This is a genomic window from Rosistilla carotiformis (assembly GCF_007753095.1).
Classification (GTDB): domain Bacteria; phylum Planctomycetota; class Planctomycetia; order Pirellulales; family Pirellulaceae; genus Rosistilla; species Rosistilla carotiformis.
In genome coordinates this window covers 1,856,698-1,877,287 of record NZ_CP036348.1, presented here as the reverse complement: position 1 = coordinate 1,877,287, position 20,590 = coordinate 1,856,698, and the positions used below count along the sequence as shown (strand labels likewise).

17 protein-coding genes are annotated in these 20,590 nt (G+C 58.4%); 5 read left to right on the top strand and 12 right to left on the bottom strand.

What is annotated here, in order from left to right:
• The first annotated feature begins 25 nt into the window (after window positions 1-25).
• Window positions 26-1,879: a cation:proton antiporter gene (locus Poly24_RS07000; protein ID WP_145092441.1), complete on the top strand. Its 1,854-nt coding sequence runs from the start codon at window positions 26-28 to the stop codon at window positions 1,877-1,879.
• A 33-nt stretch (window positions 1,880-1,912) separates the two neighbouring features.
• Here Poly24_RS07000 and Poly24_RS06995 read toward each other — a convergent pair whose 3' ends face one another.
• The gene (locus tag Poly24_RS06995) at window positions 1,913-3,556 is read right to left on the bottom strand and encodes an FHA domain-containing protein (RefSeq protein ID WP_145092438.1); all 1,644 of its coding nucleotides are present in this window, start codon (window positions 3,554-3,556) and stop codon (window positions 1,913-1,915) included.
• A gap of 48 nt (window positions 3,557-3,604) precedes the next feature.
• The gene (locus tag Poly24_RS06990; RefSeq protein WP_145092435.1) at window positions 3,605-4,369 is read right to left on the bottom strand and encodes an HpcH/HpaI aldolase family protein; all 765 of its coding nucleotides are present in this window, start codon (window positions 4,367-4,369) and stop codon (window positions 3,605-3,607) included.
• 229 nt (window positions 4,370-4,598) lie between these two features.
• Between Poly24_RS06990 and Poly24_RS06985 the strand changes: the two genes are divergently transcribed.
• Window positions 4,599-5,591 carry an NAD-dependent epimerase/dehydratase family protein gene (locus Poly24_RS06985; protein WP_145092431.1) on the top strand — a complete coding sequence of 331 codons (993 nt, stop codon included), beginning with the start codon at window positions 4,599-4,601 and terminating at the stop codon, window positions 5,589-5,591.
• A 126-nt stretch (window positions 5,592-5,717) separates the two neighbouring features.
• A complete protein-coding gene (locus Poly24_RS06980) occupies window positions 5,718-6,698 on the top strand; it encodes a class I SAM-dependent methyltransferase (protein ID WP_145092428.1) in 981 nt (326 codons plus the stop codon).
• 87 nt (window positions 6,699-6,785) lie between these two features.
• Here the strand turns inward: Poly24_RS06980 and Poly24_RS06975 are convergent, their stop codons facing one another.
• The 10 genes from Poly24_RS06975 to Poly24_RS06930 all read right to left on the bottom strand — a co-directional run bounded on the left by Poly24_RS06975 (window position 6,786) and on the right by Poly24_RS06930 (window position 19,341).
• The gene (locus tag Poly24_RS06975; RefSeq protein ID WP_145092425.1) at window positions 6,786-8,033 is read right to left on the bottom strand and encodes a glycosyltransferase family 4 protein; all 1,248 of its coding nucleotides are present in this window, start codon (window positions 8,031-8,033) and stop codon (window positions 6,786-6,788) included.
• Window positions 8,034-8,041: 8 nt separating this feature from the next.
• A complete protein-coding gene (locus tag Poly24_RS06970) occupies window positions 8,042-9,256 on the bottom strand; it encodes a glycosyltransferase family 4 protein (RefSeq protein ID WP_145092422.1) in 1,215 nt (404 codons plus the stop codon).
• On the bottom strand, window positions 9,243-10,406 hold the full coding sequence (locus tag Poly24_RS06965) for a glycosyltransferase family 4 protein (RefSeq protein ID WP_145092419.1): 1,164 nt from the start codon (window positions 10,404-10,406) through the stop codon (window positions 9,243-9,245). Before Poly24_RS06965 ends, Poly24_RS06970 begins: the two co-directional genes overlap by 14 nt.
• A 1-nt stretch (window position 10,407) precedes the next feature.
• Window positions 10,408-11,874, bottom strand: coding sequence for a flippase (locus Poly24_RS06960; RefSeq protein WP_145092416.1), 1,467 nt, complete (start codon window positions 11,872-11,874; stop codon window positions 10,408-10,410).
• Window positions 11,871-13,181, bottom strand: a complete 1,311-nt coding sequence (locus tag Poly24_RS06955) for an O-antigen ligase family protein (RefSeq protein ID WP_145092413.1) — start codon at window positions 13,179-13,181, stop codon at window positions 11,871-11,873. Before Poly24_RS06955 ends, Poly24_RS06960 begins: the two co-directional genes overlap by 4 nt.
• Before the next feature lie 73 nt (window positions 13,182-13,254).
• Window positions 13,255-15,618, bottom strand: coding sequence for a GumC family protein (locus tag Poly24_RS06950; RefSeq protein WP_145092410.1), 2,364 nt, complete (start codon window positions 15,616-15,618; stop codon window positions 13,255-13,257).
• A gap of 15 nt (window positions 15,619-15,633) precedes the next feature.
• Window positions 15,634-16,767, bottom strand: coding sequence for a DegT/DnrJ/EryC1/StrS family aminotransferase (locus tag Poly24_RS06945; protein ID WP_145092406.1), 1,134 nt, complete (start codon window positions 16,765-16,767; stop codon window positions 15,634-15,636).
• 71 nt (window positions 16,768-16,838) lie between these two features.
• Window positions 16,839-17,417: an acyltransferase gene (locus tag Poly24_RS27715; RefSeq protein WP_145092402.1), complete on the bottom strand. Its 579-nt coding sequence runs from the start codon at window positions 17,415-17,417 to the stop codon at window positions 16,839-16,841.
• A gap of 56 nt (window positions 17,418-17,473) precedes the next feature.
• Window positions 17,474-18,508, bottom strand: a complete 1,035-nt coding sequence (locus Poly24_RS06935; protein WP_145092399.1) for a Gfo/Idh/MocA family protein — start codon at window positions 18,506-18,508, stop codon at window positions 17,474-17,476.
• Window positions 18,509-18,588: 80 nt separating this feature from the next.
• Window positions 18,589-19,341 (bottom strand): sugar transferase, encoded by a 753-nt coding sequence (locus Poly24_RS06930; RefSeq protein WP_145092396.1) that lies wholly within the window; start codon window positions 19,339-19,341, stop codon window positions 18,589-18,591.
• Window positions 19,342-19,498: 157 nt separating this feature from the next.
• Here Poly24_RS06930 and Poly24_RS06925 point away from each other — a divergent pair, with 157 nt between their 5' ends.
• Together Poly24_RS06925 and Poly24_RS06920 are read left to right on the top strand one after the other, a co-directional pair.
• A complete protein-coding gene (locus Poly24_RS06925) occupies window positions 19,499-20,065 on the top strand; it encodes a sigma-70 family RNA polymerase sigma factor (protein ID WP_145092393.1) in 567 nt (188 codons plus the stop codon).
• Window positions 20,066-20,081: 16 nt separating this feature from the next.
• Window positions 20,082-20,579, top strand: coding sequence for an ATP-dependent metallopeptidase FtsH/Yme1/Tma family protein (locus Poly24_RS06920; RefSeq protein WP_145092390.1), 498 nt, complete (start codon window positions 20,082-20,084; stop codon window positions 20,577-20,579).
• Window positions 20,580-20,590: the final 11 nt, after the last annotated feature.

Sequence of the window (20,590 nt, the reverse complement as noted above, 5' to 3'; positions counted from 1 at the left end):
ACGCCTTGCCAAGACGGAACTCTCCATGGATCTGCTGCTGTATCTCGCCTTGGTCCCGACGCTGGGCGTCCTTTCGCAATGGATTGCATGGCGAACGCGCCTGCCCGGCATCTTGTTGCTGTTGTGCATGGGTATCCTGCTGGGACAATTTGTCCCGCTGGATACCTTGATGGCCGAACTGATGAACGGCGATCCCAAAGATGTGCCGCGGATCTTGTTCCCGATCGTTTCGTTGTCGGTCGCGGTGATCCTGTTCGAAGGTGGACTGACGCTCCGTTTCACCGAGTTCCGGCAATCGAGTAAATCGGTGGTCCGTTTGCTGGTCGTCGGCAGCACGATCACGATGCTTACCACAGCGATCGCAGCGCACTTCATCCTCGGCTTTGACTTTCGCGTTTCGCTCTTGCTTGGGGCGATTCTGATCGTCACCGGTCCAACGGTTGTGGGGCCTCTGTTGCGTCAGATTCGGCCATCAGCGCGGGTCAGCAGCGTGCTGAAATGGGAGGGGATCGTCATCGATCCAGTCGGTGCCCTCTTGGCTGTCCTGGTCTTCGACGAACTGTTTCTCGGCGCCGATGAATTTTCGATGATCTCTGGTTTGGTGCTGCTGGCCAAAACGATCGGTGTCGGACTGTTGTTCGGCAGCGTGGGGGCGTGGTTTCTCGTGCTTAGCATCCGCCGCTATTGGTTGCCCGATCACCTGCAAGGCGTCCTCTCGCTCGCCCTTGCGTTGCTGCTGTTTGCGATCAGCAACGCCCTGGCCGAAGAATCGGGGCTGGTCACCGTGACGCTGCTGGGAATCCTGCTGGCAAACCAGAAACGTGTTGCGATCGAACACATCATCGAATTCAAGGAGCATCTGCAGGTCCTGCTGATCGGATGTTTGTTCATCGTGCTCGGATCGCGATTGGACCTGCAAGCGATCAGCAATATCGGCTGGCCGGGTGTCGCCTTTGTACTCGCATTGGTCTTGGTGATCCGCCCCTTATCGGTCTTTGTCGCGACGATTGGCACGCGCTTGACGATGGCCGAACGAACCTTCGTCGCGTTTGTCGCCCCGCGCGGTATCGTCGCCGCCGCGGTCGCCAGTGTGTTTGCACTGAAGTTGCAACTGATGAATTCGGGGCCGCTGCCGGCGGGAGCGAACGCTTTGGATTCGGTCACCTTTTTGGTGATCGTTGGGACGGTCTTCATCTACGGTCTGTCCGCCGCGCCGCTGGCGCGATGGCTGAAGATCGCCGAACCGACTCCGCAGGGACTGCTGATCCTCGGCGCCGATCCATGGATACGCGCCCTAGCACGCTCGCTGCACGCCAAAAATGTTAAGGTCATGCTATGCGACACCAACTACAGCAAGGTCAGCCTTGCCCGCGTCGACGGCTTGCAGGCCGAATGCGTGAACATCGTCAGCGATCACGCCTTGGAGAACCTTGATTTTTCAGGGATCGGTCGGCTGCTGGCGATGACTCCCAACGACGAAGTCAATGCGTTGGCGGTTCAACAATTCCGTGGCATCTTCGGAAGCGAAAACACGTTTCAGTTGGCGTCTAAAAATAAGAAACAGAACTCGACACGAGCCCTGTCGCATCACTTGCGTGGTCGCAGCCTGTTTAACAGCGAATTGACAAGCGCGTACATGCAACAGCGGATCGAGGACGGCGCGATCTTTAAAACGAACAAGCTGACCGAGACGTTTTCATTGGAAAGCCTCAAGACGACCTATGATAACCACGCCGTTTTGCTGTTCAAAATCGATCCGACAGGGATGGTCAGTATCAACACCGACGATAAACCGATCCAGCCGAAAAAAGGCGACACGGTGATTTCGCTGGTCGAAGAGCATCGCGACGCGCCCGTCGCCGCGTCCGAAACAACGTAGGTGGACGTTGGCTCTCTCGCCGCCCCCCCCCGATCATTTCGCGGCGGGCGAAACACACTGCACGGAGACCGCTTCGAACAGGTACGGCGAATCGTTCTCGGCTCCATCGACCATCGGGCGTGAGAACATCGCGACCACGTGTCCCTGCCGAGTCAGGATCGGACTGCCGACGTAGCTTTGGGGCGGTCCCGACGACGCCATCGACATTAGCCAACGGTCCGGTGCTTTCTTGTTAGGCGATACGATCCGCTCTTCCACACGGACCACAATTCCATGAGGCTCCATGGTATTGGCCGGATCCCAAGCGGGGTTCTCCAGTTGGAACGGGGCGGCATGCATATGCAATCGTTGCCCGACTTTCAAATCTGAATCGTTGGCCAACTGTGCCGGTTGCGCTTCGGGAACCGGATTGGTGAGTTCCAGCCAACCGACATTCAAACTGGCGCGAATCGACGTCGATTGTAGTCCGGCTTCGATGATCGCTTGAGATTCGCGGCGCGCTTCTTCGAGTCGATCAGCGCTATCACCGCGTAACTGCAAGGCTTTCATTTCCGCTTGAAGTTCGCTGTAAAGTTGGCGGCCACGGGCATATTCGGCCTTTGCTTTAGCCAGATCCGCATCCAGGCTTACGGTAGCAACATCAAACGAATTGCCGCTAGAAGTTTGCACCACCTGGACGTGCGAAAATCCGCTGTCGTCTTGTTCTTTGATCGCCGAAACGACCGCTCCGCTGGTCACCAAGCGATCGGCTTCGGCCAGCCAAGCCGTTCCGATATGAAATGCAATTTGTTTGGAATCGCCCGTCACGATCACCATAAACAATGCATCGGCGGCATCGCTTAGCGTCATCGGACCGGCTGTCTGATCTTTTTCGCGAGTCGCCAACAGATCGGCCTTTTCATCGGGCACCGCCGATGGCGGCACGGCAAGAACTTTCGCTGGCGGCAAGGACGCCGCAACCGGCGACGTCGGTCCCGATGGTGGCGTCGCGACCGGATCTCGAAGCCCGGTGCGCACGAGTTGGAAGGCCCCGACGATCGCCAACAATCCCGCAGCCGCCTGCATCGATCGCTTGATCGGGAACTTGCTGTGAACTTTCGCCGCCTGAATTTCCACCGGTTGTTCGATGACAGTTTCGGGGGGCTTCGTCTTTCGCGACATCGCCAACAGATGGGTGACCATGATGCTGAACGAGCCGAAGAAAACGCGATCGCGCTCACGCACTTCGGCAGATTGAATCTTATTGTCGATCGTCCCCACGGCGGTTCCGTTCGTCGATCCCAAGTCCTCGATCACGATCCGATCGCGCTGCACGACCAACACCGCATGCCGACCTGAAATCATGTCGCGGTCGAGCACGAGGTCGTTGTCTGGAAAGCGACCGACGCGAAACAGCACGGATTCGGCGGCTTCGCACGCTTCGGCGACAGCCTGCGGATCAATTCCCGAGGGCCAGACAAACGGCGTCGACGTTCCTAAAGTGATCTGGCTGGCATGCGTTACCAAGACAGGATGCGTGATGCGATGTTCGTCGACAAACGTTCCACACTTGGACCCCAAATCGTCTAACAAAAAACCACCGACGGTTTGTCTCAAGAGGCAATGTCGGTCGGCAACATCGGCATGATCGACGACCACATCGCACAGCGGATTTCGGCCTATGATCCAGGTGTTCATCGGTGCTCTGTCCCGTTTTCGTGTTCACGACGCGTCGGTGTCCGAAAATCAATCGTAGATCGCATCCAGCTCGGCGGAGCTTTTGCGGACCATTGCCAACAATCCATCATAGTCATTGCCGTGCGCGATCATTTGGGCCCCTAATCCGTAAAGGTGTTGAATATTTTCCAGCGACAACCCCGGACCGCCCCAGAATTTCCCATACCTGGCCGCCGCAGCGGCCACTTCGGCATTGGCCTGCGCAATCGTGACCGTGGTTTCCGTGCGGCGAATCCGTAATCCTAAATCGCCAGGACCGATAAACATTCCATCGACACCGGGAACCGCCGCGATCGCGTCGATATTTTCAACCGCTTGCGGCGTCTCGATCTGGACGACCAAAAAGGTCTCGCGGTTGGCATGTTCCACATATTCGTCACCCCGCGACAGAAAACCGGCATCCATCCCGACGCCATCCTGGCCGCGGTCTCCCAGTGGCGGGAACTTCACCGCCTGGACCAACTCGCGGGCCCGATCCGCGGTCGAAACATGCGGGATCATCAACCCCGTGGCGCCATCTTCCAAATAGCGATACAGCCGAGATTTTTCCAACGTGGGGGGCCGTAACATGCAGTCGATGTCAAACCGATGGCAATAAGCCAACAGCGTTTGAATCTCACGATCGGTGAACGCTCGGTGCTCGGCGTCCAGCCAGACACAGTCGAAACCGCTGTCGGCCGCCATCGGAATGTATGCAGGAATGAAATGTCCAAACGAACACATCCGTACCGGTTTGCCGGCGCGCACCTTGGCTAAAGTCTTACTGTTTCGCAACGCAACTTCCTTTGCACTGAACGTGGATTCCACTTGCCCAACCACCTATCGGACACACGCCGATGTCCAATTATGGTCGCAACCGGATCGATACGCGAGACCGCACGGCGGGCCACGCTTTGGCCTCGCGATCCCGCTGTGTTACACTTGCGCGTCGATCCCAACCACGGCGGTCTCCGCTAGGTTTTCCCTCCCCCCCGTCAACGCTCTCTCGGCAACCAGGAAGTTCATGCGCGTTTTAGTCACCGGTTGTGGCGGCTTCTTAGGAGCCGAGGTCGTTCGCCAATTGCTCGCCCGCGGCGACGACGTCGTTGGGCTCGGACGACGCGATTACCCACAGCTTGCCGAAGCGGGGATGCAGCAGGTTCGCGGCGATATCCGCAACCAGACCGCCGTCCTGCGAGCCACCGAAGATGTCGACGCCGTGATCCACACCGCCGCGATCGCTGGCGTCTGGGGATCGTACCAACGCTATTTTGAAACCAATACGCTGGGCACCCGGCACGTCATCGACGCTTGCCATCAGCGAGAGATCGGCAGCTTGGTCTTCTGCAGCAGTCCCAGCGTCACGTTCGGCGGCGACGACCAGACCGGCGTCGACGAATCGGAACCGTACCCCAACGATTACCTGTGCCACTATCCGCGCACCAAAGCGGCAGCCGAACAGGAAGTCCTGGCGGCCAATCAACCGGGACGACTGCTAACCTGCGCACTGCGCCCCCATCTGATCTGGGCTCCCGACGATCCGCACCTGTTTCCTCGCTTGATCCAACGCGCCCGCGCCGGTCGCTTGGTCCGCGTCGGCTCGGGAGAAAACCTGATCGACACGATCCACGTTCGCAACGCGGCCCACGCACACTTGCTGGCCTTGGATCGGATCAGCGGCGGCGCGACCGAAGCCGCAGGCCGCGCGTACTTTCTGTCCCAAGGGGAACCGGTCGCGTGCTGGGCGTGGCTGTCGGAGATCTTAACGGCTGCGGGAGTTGATGTGCCGACACGATCGATCTCCTACCGCACCGCCTATCGAATCGGGCACGGTCTGGAACTTCTCTACGCCGCCACGCGACGGACCAGCGAACCGCCGATGACACGGTTTGTCGCCGCTCAACTGGCCAAAGACCACTACTTCGACATCACCGCCGCCCGGCGTCTGCTCGGCTACGAACCGATCCTCTCGACAGCCGAGGGGCTGGCGGAACTGAAGTCACAGTGGCGAAACTGATCCGATCGATGGCAACGCGTGGGCCGGCCATCCGTTCCTGAATCGAACGTCGTGCGATATACTTTTGCCGCCGCCGCGGCAGCCCCCCGCACCACCGCAAAACTCACGAAAAGACACAACCATACGATGGCCATTCCGCAAGAATTAACGATTCGAAAATACTGGACCCTGATTGGGATCAATGCGTCTTCCCACGCGATTCGCGCGGCGCGCGAGGTGGGGTTATTCCAACAACTGCTGACCGGGCAAAAGACATTTGGCGAACTCGTGGATGCGTGCGACATCCAGCCCAACTTGGCGACACGGATTTTGGACGTGCTGGTGGCAACCGGATTGATCGAACGCTACGCCGAACACTATGCCGCTTCGCAAACATTGGGCCTGTTGGCGCAGTACGACGCCGATCTGGGCGACCACTACCTGGACAGCTTAGTCGACCAGTTGCGATGTGATCTGCCTGCGGGAAGTGGCGATGCGTTTCGTCGCCATCAAGTCGCCCGTGGATGGACCCGGACCCCGCTGGCCATGCAAGCCGCCGCGGTGTTGGAGATCGGCCAAAAACGACGCGACCTACGAATTTTGGAGATCGGGTGCGGGTCGGGCGTTTGGACTTCAACCCTCGCCTTTCGAGATCCAGGAACCACAATCATCGCTGTCGACCACGCCGACGCGTTGGCCGAAGCCAAGAAGATGATCGAGAGTATCGATTTACAAGACCGATGGACTGGCTTTGAAGCGGACCCAACCAGCGGCGAACTGCCCGAGGGACCATTCGACCTAGTCGTGATCCCCGAACTGCTGCAAACGATCGACGATGCCCTCGCCGTCACGATCCTCGGACGTGCCGCTGACGTCACGCGGCCTGGAGGGGAGGTCGCGGTGATTGACTTCTTTGATCCCATCGACCCTAAGGAACGTTCGCTTGCGACCGCGGTCCAAAATCTGGAACTTGGTTTGCGCACGCCGTTGGGACGGCTGAAGACCGCCCCTGAAGTAAGCCAATTCATGGTGGGGGCAGGCCTAACGTCGGCGCTTTACGCCACCCTCAATAACGCCCCGCAAAACGCCGGGCTATTGCTGGCCACACGCCCCGAAACGCTGAACTAGTCGCCCTCCGGAATCGATGGTTCGGAAGAGATAAGTGAGCTTGCCGCAGGATGTCCCCGCGCAGCCCGAAATCACTGTAGTGCTCGTTTAGGTGACGCTGGCCATCGCAGCGGTCGGTTCGGAATGAACGGGATCTCGAACGACATCGAACAGGTTGTCGTAGAGTTCGATCAGGCGAACAGCTTGATGTTGCCAAGTCAGACCGTTGTCGATCCGTTGGCGGGCGCTCTGCCCCATCGACTGACGAAGCGCCGGGTCGTCCATCAATTGCACGATCGCATCGGCATACGCGGGGATGTCGTTGTTGTCAGCGTAGACCGCCGCGTCGCCGGCGGTGATTTGATTCTCGCGCGTGCGGAAACAGACCGTCGGCTTTCGCAACGCCATGTATTCCATCGTCTTGATCGTCGTGCAGCTGTCGTTGTAGGCGTTGCTGGGATCGGGAGTCAGGCAGATGTCAAACGCGGCGATGTGCGACGGGACGGTGGCAAACGGAATCATTCCCGTGAACAGGATCTTGTCCGCCAGATCGAGCTTGGCGGCCAGACGCTTGAGGTCGGCGATCGCCGGTCCGCTGCCAACGATCACGCCGCGGAAGTCGTCGCGGCCGTGCTTCGTCTTCACTTCATGCAACGCCCGAACCATGAAGTCGACGCCATCTTGGACTCCGATCACGCCGACATATCCAATCGTGAGACAGCCCGGCGTGCGAATCGATTCGAGCGGTCGAACGTCGCTCAAAAACAACGCGTTGGGGCCGTTGCGAACGATGTAGCAGTCCTCGGGATCGGCTCCACAGCGGTCGATTTGTATCGAGCGTTGCGTGTCGTTGGTGGCGATCAAACGATCGGCTTTGCGACACGACAGTCGCTCAAAAAATCGCAGCGCCCGATAAACGGTCCCCTCGCTGCGCCCCGGCTTCTGCGCCAGATACAGCTCCGGCGACAGGTCGTGATGATCGAAGACAAACCGCTTCCCCAACAACTTGAAAAAGATCGCGACCAATCCCATCAGATCCGGCGGCGTGTGCACATGAACCGCATCGAAACCATGCCTCAACAGGACGAACCACGAGAGGACAAAAGCAGCGACCAGGCTGTAACCGTACTCTAACAGATACCCCAGCACGCCCCCGATCTCCCACATTTGGGGATACCGGTAGACGCGGATCTCTCCGATGCGGTCGACCTTCTTCGTCACCCCACCTGTTGGGCAGATGATCGTCACCGCATATCCGGCATCGATCAGCGCTTCGGCTTCCAACAACACACGGCAGTCGTCCGGAACGCTCTCGTTTTCGAGCAGCATCAAGATCCGGTAGGGCTTGGATTTCATCGGGCTATTCACGTTGTCAGTGACTCATGTTGCATCTCGACCGGACTCGCTTCCGGTTCAACCAGCGGCGGCAGACCGCAGGCGGCCCGCATCATCGCTTCAGTTCTTTTAACATTCGAATGCGAGAAATGTTCCGCAGCAAGTTCGCGATTTCGTTCCCCCATCTGTTCGCGCAGGTCTGCCGAACGATACGTTTGCAATAGTGCGTCGGCCAGGCCATCGACATCTTTTTCGTCGACCAGGATCTGTTCGACGATCGCCGGAATCTCGACGTGCCGCGTGCTGATCACCGGTTTCCCGCACGCCATCGCTTCGATGATCACCGTCGGAAAACCTTCCGCCCCGCCATGGTCGTCGTGATGACTGGGCAGGCAGAAGACGTCGCAAGCGTGATAGACCGCTCGAAGCGCGGTTCCCGAGAGGCCGTTGAAAAACGCGACCTGCGATTCCAATCCCATCTCCGCCGCGAGAGCTTTGACGTCGACCGAATCGGCCGAATCGCGACCGGTGCCGACGACCCACAGTTCAAATTCGGAGTTGTCGATTTTGCGAAGCGCTTCCAATAGGATGCGGTGTCCTTTTTTCTGAGCGAAGTAGCCGACGATCAAGACGACAAACTTCTGCTCCGGTCGGTAGGTCTGCAGATCGATCGAGAGCCGCACGACCTCGATCCGCCGCGGATCGATGCCGTATCGCGACTTCAGCTGCTCGCGGTTGTAATTGGTCACCGTCGTGATCTGGTCGCAAGCGGCAACCGCGCGAGCGAACATCGCGGGGTTTGGATTTTCGTAGATCTCGTAGGCGTGGATCGTGCAGATCAGCGGCTTGTCGAGCAGTTGTTTGCAGAAGTAGGCGATGAACAACTTGCGGTCGCCAAAGGTGGCGTAGATCAGATCGACGTCGCGCATCTTGCCGGCGAAATAGACCGCCAAAACAAAGTCGACGATCGCGCGATGGCGGATCGCTTCGGCAAGCAGTCGCAGATAGCTGGCCGGCCGAACTAACAACGTGCCCAGATTCGCAAGCATCAGCGAGATCAGGCCCCACCGATAGACGTTCCAGGTCGGACGCGGTCCGTACAGACCGGCTTGGAACTTCGTCGGATAGACGCTGATCTTCGCGCCGCGGCTCTCGAAAAACGAAAGCTCGCGATGGACGAAGTGTTCGAAGCCGTGTTTGACCGACGCCACGACTCCCAGATGCATCGCACTATTGGTTGACATGACTGGGGCTCCCTAAAGTTTGCGTTGGCTGCGCCGCGGACGCTTGCACCGGCGAAGGTTTGGATCCGCGCTGCCGATCGGCGATCGCTTGTTCATAAACGGCAACGGTCTGCCGCGCGACAACCGCGGGGGACGCTTCGGCTTGCAAGCGATCGAACCCAGCATTTCCCAAGGCCCGCCGCTGAGCAGGGTCTTTTAACAGTTGAATGATCGCCGTCGCCAGCGCTTGCGGATCGCGTGGCGGGACGAGCAAGCCGGTCTGTCGATCGAGCACGCATTCGGCCAACGCGCCAACGCGCGTGGCGACGACCGGTTTGGCATACATCTGCGCGACCGGGACGACACCACTTTGCGTCGCTTCGGTATAAGGGAGAACCACGATGGCGGCGCGTTGAAAAAATTCAGCCCGCTGGTGATCGCTGATCCATCGGTTGTGGATCTCGAACCGCGGCGAATCACCGATCAGTTTCTGGTACCGCGAAAAATCGTCGCCTCGCCCCGCGATCACGATGTTCGCATCGGGGACTTCTGCGGCGATCATCGGTTCGGCCGCGATCAGATATTCCAAGCCTTTGTAGTCCCAGATCCTGCCGAAGAACAACACGTTGTGAGGCTCTTCAGCGACGTCGGTCGCGCCTTCAACTTGGCCCATCGCGACGTGAGCGACAACGTGCACGCGATCGCTGGCGAAACCGAACAACTGCTGCACTTGAGCGGCCAACGCCTCTCCATGCACGATCACATGATCGGCTTTGCGAAATCCATAATCCATCACCCATTGCGGCGTCTTCCGCGACGACATGTCGCCAGCGTGGTGCCGCGGGTCGTGGATCGTCGCCACCAACGGATACCGTTTCAGCGATCGCAGGGCGGTGTTGAACCACATGTGTCCCTGTTGGAAATGGACCACGTCGGGCTTGAACGCATCGATCTGGCGGCGGATCGCCGCGACACAGCTCAGCTGCCGCAGCGGCTGACGCAACCGTGGCTCGTCAAAACCGAAATGCTTCACCCGGTCGGAGATCGCGTATTGCGTTTCCCCCGGCTGCGGGTGCGGCATCACCAACAGCACCTCGTGCTCTTCGGCGAGTGCATTGACGTTCTGCACGCACAGCTCTTCGAACCCGTATGATATCCAAGCGATTCGCATCTTATGCCTTTTCCAATTTTCCAGTGACCATGCGAACGCCGTGCGAACACAGCCCGGGAAAGGCGAGCGGCACGTAGACGATCATTCCCAGAGTCAGCGCGATGATTGCCTGCCCGAGGCTGATCCAGTGATGCTGTCCAGCACGCACCGCATCCCATTGCACAAAACAGGCAACGACCGCCAACAGGCAGAGGGTCGCGGGGAGACCGCGCAGCCATTCTCGGCCCAGGGCCAGCGGAGCGATCTCGCGACGGAAGTAATATTTGTGTTGTAAAACGTTGAAGAAATTGATGCTCACGTAAGTCACCGCCGCTCCGATCAAACCGAACTGGCTGATCAAAAGACAGCCGACGACGACGTTCGCCATCAAGTTGACCAACACGATCCGCAGCACCACGGCCTCGTTTTTGGTCGCCCACAACGCATGTCCTAACAATGGAGTTACCGGATCGAGGAAGAGCGTGAAGATGAGGATTCGGATCACGACCGCGGCGGCGCGGAACTCTTCATTGCCGTACGCAAACACGAGGATTTCGTCGGCCAACAGGAACAGCCCGATCGCCGCCGGCGTACTCAACCTCCACAGTAGCCCGATCAACGACTGAACCATCTCGGCAATCGCATCGCGCGACGCGGTGTAGCACAAGGTTGGGAACGCACTGGTTCCGACGGCGCGGTAGACCATCAGAATCGGTTGGAGGATTTGGTAGGAAGAACCGAGCAGACCGATCTCTCGCTCGCTGGCAAACTTCGACAGCATCACTTGGTCGAGCGCCGACCAGATCGCGTTGACGCCGTCGTTGCCGAAAAAGACCAACGAGTGTTTCAGTTGTTTCATGCCGACGCGGAACCCGACGCGATGGACCGCCAACGAATGCTGACAGCAGTAGGACGCCATCGCGTGTGTCAACAGAAACGTCGCGGTTCGAGCGGTGATCACCACGGCGGCCAACCAATAGACGCTGTAGCCCAGCGACAGCACCGCAAACGCACCGCCGACGAGCAAAGCGTTGCCGGGCAGATTCGCCAGGGCGATCAAATGCATCCGCTCGCGGCCACGGATCACCGCCTCGGCGACTAAGGTCAACGCGTAGGGAACGATCGCGATCGACAGCAGGCACAGCACCCACCGCATCTCGGCGTCGTACCGCATCACGAAGGCAAACAGGATCATTCCCAGCATCGCCAGAAGCGAAGAGGCAAGGGCGCCGGCGTAGCCATGATACAGCAGATGCCGCGACCGATTGGCGTGCCGCGCGACGCGGCGGGTCAACAGCGTTGGCAGCCCGGCAGCGGCGAAGACATTAAAGGTGTACAGGACCAATAAGCCGAACTGCAGCAGCCCGAAGGACTCGAGACTGGTGTACCGCGACAGCATCGCATAGACAGCAAACGTGCTCGCCTTGTTGACCAGATCGCCCGTGAAAATTGCGACCGCATTGCGGCGGATCTTGCCCATCGTTGTCATCGCATTCCCCTGGCGGGAGGAACTGGACCATGGCAGGCGACCAATCCGATACTGGCACACAACACGATCGCTTCAAATCCGTCGGCGACAAACGCCGATTCGGCGAGCCCCGCGATCGCGGCGAGGATCAAAAGCGCGATCATCCAACGACCGGCCATCCGTTCGTGGGTTCGCAGCAGGTATTTCGCGCGTCGCACCGTGGCGACAACGATCATCAGCATGATAAAGACGCCCAACAGGCCCCAATTGACTGCCGATTCGATGTAGATCGAATGGGCATGGCTGAACGCCCAACCGTTCTGCGATTCAAAATATCGAATCCGCTCAGGCGACCAAAACGCGCCGTACCCAAAGCCTAACAACGGCTGGTTGATGAAGGCGGAAAGGGTCTCGGTCCAAATCGGTAATCGGCCTGTCAACTTGGTCGGATCGGAGAGTTCATCCTCGCGTCCCATCCGCGCCGCCGACAGCAACGAGACCTCTTCGCCGCTCGCCCCCAGCCCGATCAGTCCGATGCTGAACAAGATCGATCCGGCGACAGCCAGGTTGACGATCCAGTTCCGCGGCAGATAGCTCCACCACAACCAAGCTCCCGCCAACAGGCAGGCGGCGGTGCCGGTTCGCGACTTCGTTAAGATGACCGCAAGCAGAGCGAAGATCGCGATCGCCAGATAGATCCGCTTCCGTTCGCTTTGATACATGCACGAACTGCACAAGAACAGAAACGCACAGAAGAAGACTTGTTTGTTCGGATGAAAGACTCCTGAAAATCGGTAGTCGCCGCCTCGCAAGAAGACGCCGTTGGCAAGTTCCGCGGCGACGCTGATCAGGACAAACAACAGCGTCCAACCGATCAGAGCCAGACAGAAATCGCGGGTGCTCCAGACCTTGCCGATCCCAATCGCCCCGAGCGCAAGACAGCCCAACACGATCATCCGTTTGAAGGTTAAGAAGGGGGAATCGGACCAGACGACCGAGCAGCAACCGTAGGCGAACAACAGCCCCAACAGCAACATGATCGGCCAATAGATCGGCCGTCGGTTGGTCCTTTGATCGCGCCACAACAACATCCCGCCTGTCGCTCCCAAGGCGAGGAACAACAACTGGCGTTCGCGCGTTCCGGTGCCGGCGTTTTCCGCCAGATCCGCCGCTTCGACTGCGGCACCGTTGGCCGATTGAGCGTACGCCATGCGAGCATCGTTGCGGAAAACCAAGACCGCCAGCACGATCACCGGCCCCCAAAACATCAGCAAGCGGTCGAACGATGGTCGCCGTGCGGTTGCGGATGAGGTGAGTGCAAGAGACATGAATCGCTAGATCCGCCGAAGCGTCGGTTGATAAGTTTGGCGGAAGCCCGGGTCGACTTCATCGCAGATAGGGTTACGCGCCCGAGAACATCGCCGGAGCATAGTTCCGCGTCTTGTTGAGAACGATACCAATCACTTCGGTATCGCTACCGGCAAAGCGATTCAAGAACCGCTGGGCTTGGGCAACTTTCGTCTTTTCCGATTCGACGACGACCACGACGTAATCCAACGTCTGGGCGAGCGACAAGGCTTGGTCGGGGAGCGACGCTGGCGGGAAGTCGATGATCACAAGATCGTTGGCTTGTTGGAACGCTTCGATCGTCTGCCGTGGATCGTGGCGATCGACGGAATCCGCGTCCGATGCGTTTGCCGACGGCGAGGCGTACGGCAACAGCGCCAGCTTGCTGTCGGACAATTGCTGGACGCATTGTTCGACGGCGGCGTCCCCCGCAGAGAGCTCCAACAGCCCGGGAGCGTTCTGCAAACCGAAGGCCTTCGAAACCGAACGGGTTCGTCCGTCGGCATCGATCAAAATCGTTTTCAGTCCGCAGTCGTCGCTGCTGACCATCGCCAACGCAGCGGCTAGCGTGCTCGCTCCACAACCTGGCTCGATCCCGATCACGCCCAGCGATCGACCTCGCGGCGGCTCACCAATCGGTTGCGCACGCGAGAGCATCAGGTCGCCGATGATCGATCGACAACGCGTGCGGATATCGCCTGCATCGTCGAGTCGGCGGATCGAATTGCCGAGTTCCAACCGCGGTTGGTGCGGGATTTTTGTCAGCACGGGATATCGCAAGCTCGATTCGACATGTTCGGCGGTTCGCATCGTGTCGCTTCCGATTTCACGCAGGAACGCCAGTCCCACGCCGCTGCACAATCCCAACATCACAAATCCCGCGGCGAGGATCCGCTTGTTGGGGCTGGCGGGACGTTCGACAAACGTCGCCGGTTGAAAGACGCTCACGTTGGAGATCTGTTGGTTGCGAAGTTCTTCGATCACGCGAGCCTCCTCCAGTTTTTCGACCAGCTTCTTCAGGCTGGCGGAGGAGGATTCGATGTCGCGATCCATTTGTGTCAGTTCGATTTCCCAGTCGTGCAGCTCGCGGACCTGTTGAGCCAACTGGACCCGCTGGCGCTCTTTCTCCAGCACGACGCTCTGCAATCCGACGACCTGAGTTTGCGACCGCTGCAGATCGTCTTCCATGCGACGCTTCATCGGGTTGGGAGTCATGCTGTGGTCGACTCGTTCGCTGCGCAGCTTCGCCATGATCATCCGCGCCCCCTCCAATTGTTCGCGGGTTTCGATCAACCGCCGATGCTGCGGCGTGTACTTGGCGGCCAGGCTTTTCTCTTGCAGTTCCAGTTCGTAGACCTGCTGACGCATGCCGCTCCAGGTGCTATCGGAACCTTCCTTCCGTTCGGAAATGATCTCCTCTTCGGTGCTGGCAATCTTGCGGCGGAGATCCGCCATTTCGGCGTTCACCTGTTCCAGCGAGCCGCTGGCCAGCAGCAGTTCGCGTTCGCAGGTCGCCAGTTGTTCTTGCAACAACGCGCGGTTCGCTTCAACCGAAACGATGCCCCGCTTTTTCATGTAGTCCGATTTGCGATCGGTCAACGCATTCAGATGAGCTTCCGCGGCATCGACTTGTTGCACGAAGAAGTCATGCGATCCGGCGGTTTGCGAATTCAGTAGATGCTGTTTCAGATAGGTATCACAGGTTTGTTGAACCAATGCTTGAGCCATCTCGGGCGTCTTGGCAGAGGCTTGCACCGAGATCACGTTCGACTTCTTTTGAGCCTTGATTTCGACGGCCCCCTGGACGCGGCGAACCGCAACTTCGTGGTTGGAGATTTCGTCGCGAAGACCGGACGTCGTCGCGACCAGATCGATCGCACCACTTACCAAACCTTTGACGCGATCGACAACGGTTGGACCGGCCGGCTCGCCGCCTTCGCTGGGCAGGCTGCCATTGAGGATCGACGACTCGCCAAGCTCATCGACCACACCTTCGGCGATCTGACGGCTGCCCAACATTTCCAGCGCCGAAACAACTTCTTCCTCTTGCGTCTTCTGCAACATCAGCGTCTGGCTGGTCGTTGCTGTGGGGTCCAGCGAAACGCTCTCGCGGCCGACCCGCAACATCAACTTGGCTTCGGATTCATATTTACGTGGCCAGATCAGCAGCGCTGCCCAGCCCAAGAGGATCGCCACCACCAAACAGCCGATGATTAAGCGTTTGTAGACAAACGGCAACTCCAAATACGAACGCAGACTGGCGGCGTGACGGCCATCGCCATGATGGGCCGCCGATTCGGTGAACGAATCGTGGCTGGCACGCGCCATGATCACTGTCGATTGATCGATTCCCGACGCGCGGTGCGAGAAAAAGACAGCCGGATCGTGGCTCAGGTTACGTTGTTTTTTTGAAGTCATTCGTCGGTTCTCGGTCTAGCACCCAAAATCAACCAAAGCCTTGGCAACCATCGACACATGCTGATGTGTCATCTCGGGATACATCGGCAACGACAAAATTGCGGAGGCAGCACTTGTGCAGACTGGCAAACCTTCCGGGAACGTTTTGGCATCCTGGAATGGTTGGGCAGTCGCCAACGGATGCGGATAATGGACTCCGCAGAAGATATTCTTCGCAGCCAGCGACTCGATGATCGCGTCGCGTTGCGGATGCCGAACGACGTACAGATGGTAGACGTGACGGGCGTCGTCTCGCTCCACCGGCAACTGCAGATCGGTGCCAGCAAGAGCCTCGCCGTACCAAGCCGCAACCTGCCGGCGGCTGTTGGTCCAGTCCTCGATATGCTGCATTTTCGAAAGCAGCACGCACGCCTGCAACGTGTCCATGCGGCAGTTGTAACCCAAGCAATCGTGGCGATTCTTGACCTTTTGGCCGTAGTTTCGCAGCAACCGCAACCGCTCTGCCAATTCGGGATCGTTGGTGACCGCCGCTCCCGCGTCGCCGAAGGCTCCCAGATTTTTGCCGGGATAAAAACTGAAACATCCGATGTCGCCAAACGATCCGCAGCGTTGACCGTTGCTCTCGGCACCATGCGCCTGGGCGGCGTCTTCGATGATCTTCAGGCCATGTCGGTCGGCGATCTCGCGAATCGCAGCCATCTGCGCCGGTTGACCGTACAGATGGACGGGGATGATCGCTTTAGTCCGCGGCGTGATCGCAGCTTCGATCCGATTGGGATCGATGTTGAAGTCGACCGGATCGATGTCGACAAAAACCGCTTGAGCGCCGGAGTAGGCGATCGCAAAGGCCGTCGCGGCAAACGAATTGCCGGCGGTGATGACTTCGTCACCTTCGCCGACGTCGAGAGCTCGCAGCGCCATGTGCAGGGCGTCGGTTCCATTAGCCAAACCGACGCAATGATCGACACCGCAATAGGCGGCGAATTGCTCTTCGAACTCCTGAACCTCTTGTCCTAGGATGTAGCGAGCCGAATCGATCACATCGGACATCCGCCGCAAAACGTCTTCTTTGATCTGACGCGATTGGGTGGCCAGATCGACGAGCGGGATCGAGCTGATTTCGAGATCGGTATCGAGTTGGCGGATCATGTTGTTGTGTGCATCTTGGAGACGAGGAATGGTTTAGGTTTCGGTTGGTTTGGCCCAGCCAACTGTTGGTACTATTTGAATCCGCGTTGAACGCGTTGGGTTGCCGTTTCGCCACAGGTTTCGCAATCGCAATCGTCGAACTTGCCAGGCAAACGCTGACCGCAACTGCAGACATCGGCGACGCGTCGGGCGGGCGATCCCATCACCAACGCAAACGCGGGAACATCGCGAGTGACCACGCTGCCAGCGGCGATCATCGCAAAGGTTCCCAGGTCCAACCCGGGGCAAATCGTCGACGCCGCGCCGATCGAACAGCCACGGCGAACAACGGTCTTGGCCAACCAGTTTTCCCGTTCGGCGTAACGCTCTGTGGCAGCGTCCATGCGTGGCGAACGGGGATTGCGATCGTTGGTAAACGTGACGGCTGGGCCGATGAAACAATCGTCTTCGATTGTGATCCCTTCCCAGACACAAACGCTGTTCTTGAGCGTCACGTTGTCACCAATGACTGCGCCCCCTTCGACGAACGCATGATCACCGATGTTAACTCGGTTTCCGACGATCGCGCCAGGCATCACGTGGGCATAAGCCCAAACATTGGTTTCGGGGCCGATGGTGTCGGTTTCAACGATTGCAGTGGCATGGTGCATGAGATCACTTTTCCGATGAGGTTAGGATGAGTCGATACAACACCAATGATCGTCGATTAAGAAGTCGCAAGCGATCGGGCAGCGACCAGATCGACCGGTTGGCCTCCCTGATGCAACGAATGGTGCGCCGCTTCGAGAACCTCGACGACCTGCAAACCGTTGACGCCATCGGTCAGCGGCACCGCGTCGTCGACGATGCAGCGGATGAAATCGGAGCATTCCGCCTTCAGCGGCTCGCGTTCTTGAACAAATGGGCTGTAACTGCCGCCGTAGCGGTAGGACATTTGGAAATCGGCGAAGTCGCCGCTGGCGGGGGGCGGCGTATCGATTCCCTTGTCGAAAATCTTGATCTTCTCCTGCTCCAAATCGTCGTAGATCGCCATCTTTTTGTCGCCAACGACAGTCAAGACGCGCTCCTTACGCGGGTCCAACCAGCTGACGTGGATCATTCCCATCCGATTGCCGGCGAACTTCATCGAGACATTGCAGACGTCGTGGATTCCGGGGTTGAGCCGATCGAAACCGCTGCAGGTGACGGTTTCGGGTTGCTGATCCAACAGGTACAGCATCATCGAAATATCGTGCGGCGCGAGGTCGTAGAGGGCGCTGACGTCGGTCCGGACGGGGCCCAGGTTCAGTCGGCGACTGCTGATGTAATTGATGTTCCCCAGTTCGCCCGAGGCGATGATCTCGCGGAGCTTCATGACCGGAGCGCTATGCAGGAAGACGTGCCCTACAAACAGCGTGCGGTTGTGCTGCTCGGCCAGCTCGATCAGCTTGCGGCATTCGTCGGACGTCTTCGCCAACGGCTTCTCGACAAATACGTGCAAGCCGTGCTTGAGGGCGTCGCTGGCCAGTTGAAAGTGAGTTGCCGTGGGGGTCGCGATCACAACGGCATCGATCACATCGCGATCGAGCATCTCTTGGAAGCTCTCAAACGGGGTAACGCCACGGAAGTGGTCGGTGATGCGGCACAGGTTGTCGCGACTTTGGTCACAGACGGCCGTCACTTTGGCGCCGTCGATATCCGAAAAACAACGGACCAGATTGGGCCCCCAATAGCCGAGGCCGACAATACCAACACGAATCATAGAAGTAAGCTCTTGGTGATAATTTAGAAAAGCCTGACCTTGGGTCAGCGTCCGCAACCTGGGCTGGCGGGAAATTAAATTCAGTCGTTGTCCTGCTGAACGACGACGGCGAAGGTTTTCAACAATATTCGCAGGTCCAAAGCAAACGAACGGGCTTCCACGTATTGAATGTCCAGCTGGATCATCTCGCGAAACGTCAAGCGGTTCTTACCACTGACCTGCCACAGTCCGGTCATTCCAGGCAGCACTTCGAAGCGACGCAACTGCCACGCTTGGTAGTCTTCCAGCTCCAGCAGGTCGGGCCTCGGGCCCACCAGACTCATCGTTCCCATCAGAACGTTGAACAGCTGGGGCAGTTCGTCGATCGAATTTCGTCGCAAAAAATCCCCACCACGAATCAACCTGTTCACATGATCAGGCTTTTCGATTGGGGTGTCTTGTGAAGTCAGTCGCTCGACATATTTTCGATGCTCCGCCGTCGCTTCGGGGCGCACATCCATCGTGCGAAATTTGATGATGTTAAAATGCTGTCCCCCTTCACCAACGCGGCGTTGCAGGAACAGGGCAGGCCCCTTCGAAACAAGCCGGATGTAGAGCGCGATTCCAAGCAGAAAAGGCCATAAAACACTAAGCAAAAACAACGATCCGACAATGTCGCAACTGCGTTTCCAAAGGGGCGTTCCAAGCCGCGTAGGCAGCTCCGCCGCGGCGAGAAGTCCGACGAACTCTCCGCCGCGAAAACCTCGTCGCGCCAGCGGGGCCTCCGCTGTCTGCAGAGGTCGTTCTAGAACGCAGCTCTCATCACTTCGCATTTTTTTTTGTGGGTCATGCATGTCAGCGGGGGCTCAAAATTTCGCACATGAGCCGGAATTCGCTTGAACGTACGGTACGCCTGTTCAAGCTGGTTACAAGATTAGTCCGTGAGAGCGGGAACGCTGTCGCCAATCATTTTCAGAATTTTTCTTCTTCGACAAGCCGCAAGGACATTCGATGAAACCGCTATTTTCGGATCGAACGCTGGAGCGAGAAACGATTGCGATCGTACGGATGTTCAGTGAGTTGAGGCCTGAGATCAAACAGATGATCGAAAGGCATCTGGATGTTCGGATCCGCCGCCGAGTCGATGCCTCGGATATCGTGCAAAGCACATTCATTGATGCCAGCAAGCGGGTTGAACGTTACCTCAATGAACAACCGATGCCGGTGCGGCAATGGCTGTTCTACCTTGCGAAGATGAAGGCCTTTGAAACCAATCATCATCATCTGTTGGCCAAGAAGCGGGACGCCCGCCGTGAACACGACGGCGCGGCTTTGCAAAGTGTCAATTCCGACCAATCTTCCCCCAGTCAGTGCTTTGCAAAAAAAGAGACCAATCGCCGCCTGGGGGGCGCCTTGAACCGGCTGCCGTATCGCTACCGCTTGGTGATCGAGCTGCGACATTTCCAGGCACTCAACAACAAGCAGGTCAGTTCCTACCTGGAACTCTCCGAAAAAGCGTCCAGCAAACTTTACATGCGGGCAATCGAAAAGCTGCGTGTTGCCATGGCAACCGAATAAGTGCACACTTCTGTTCATGTGTGAAGTCTCCGCCTACCACGAAGCGGGGCATGCCATGATGGCGATGCTCGTTGGTGCCCGCATTCTTTCGGTAACGATCGACCCCGATTGGGACGATGGTCCCCAGCGGCACGCCGATATTCAGATCCAGTGGCCAGCGGGAAAATACGATTCACGTGAGTTCGCCGAACGGCTCGCCCTGGTGGCTTTGGCAGGTCCGGCAGCCGAGATGATCCACACCGAAGAACCATTCCATCCGGGCTTGATCAGTGAATGGGCCAGTGATTGGGAGCTGGCGTGGGAGGCCGCGGCACCTCGCTTTCGGGATCCACGCCAACGATTGGCCTATCTCGAAAAGATCACGTCGCGGGCCTACAAGACCCTGGCACGCGACGATTGCTGGGCCGCACTGGCCACGGTTGTCGACAATCTACTGGCTCACGAAACCCTTGATGGAGCCGAGGTCGAAGAGATTGTTCAACGCTGGCTGGCCGTCGGCGATTTCGAAGCGTGAGTCGCGCGGCG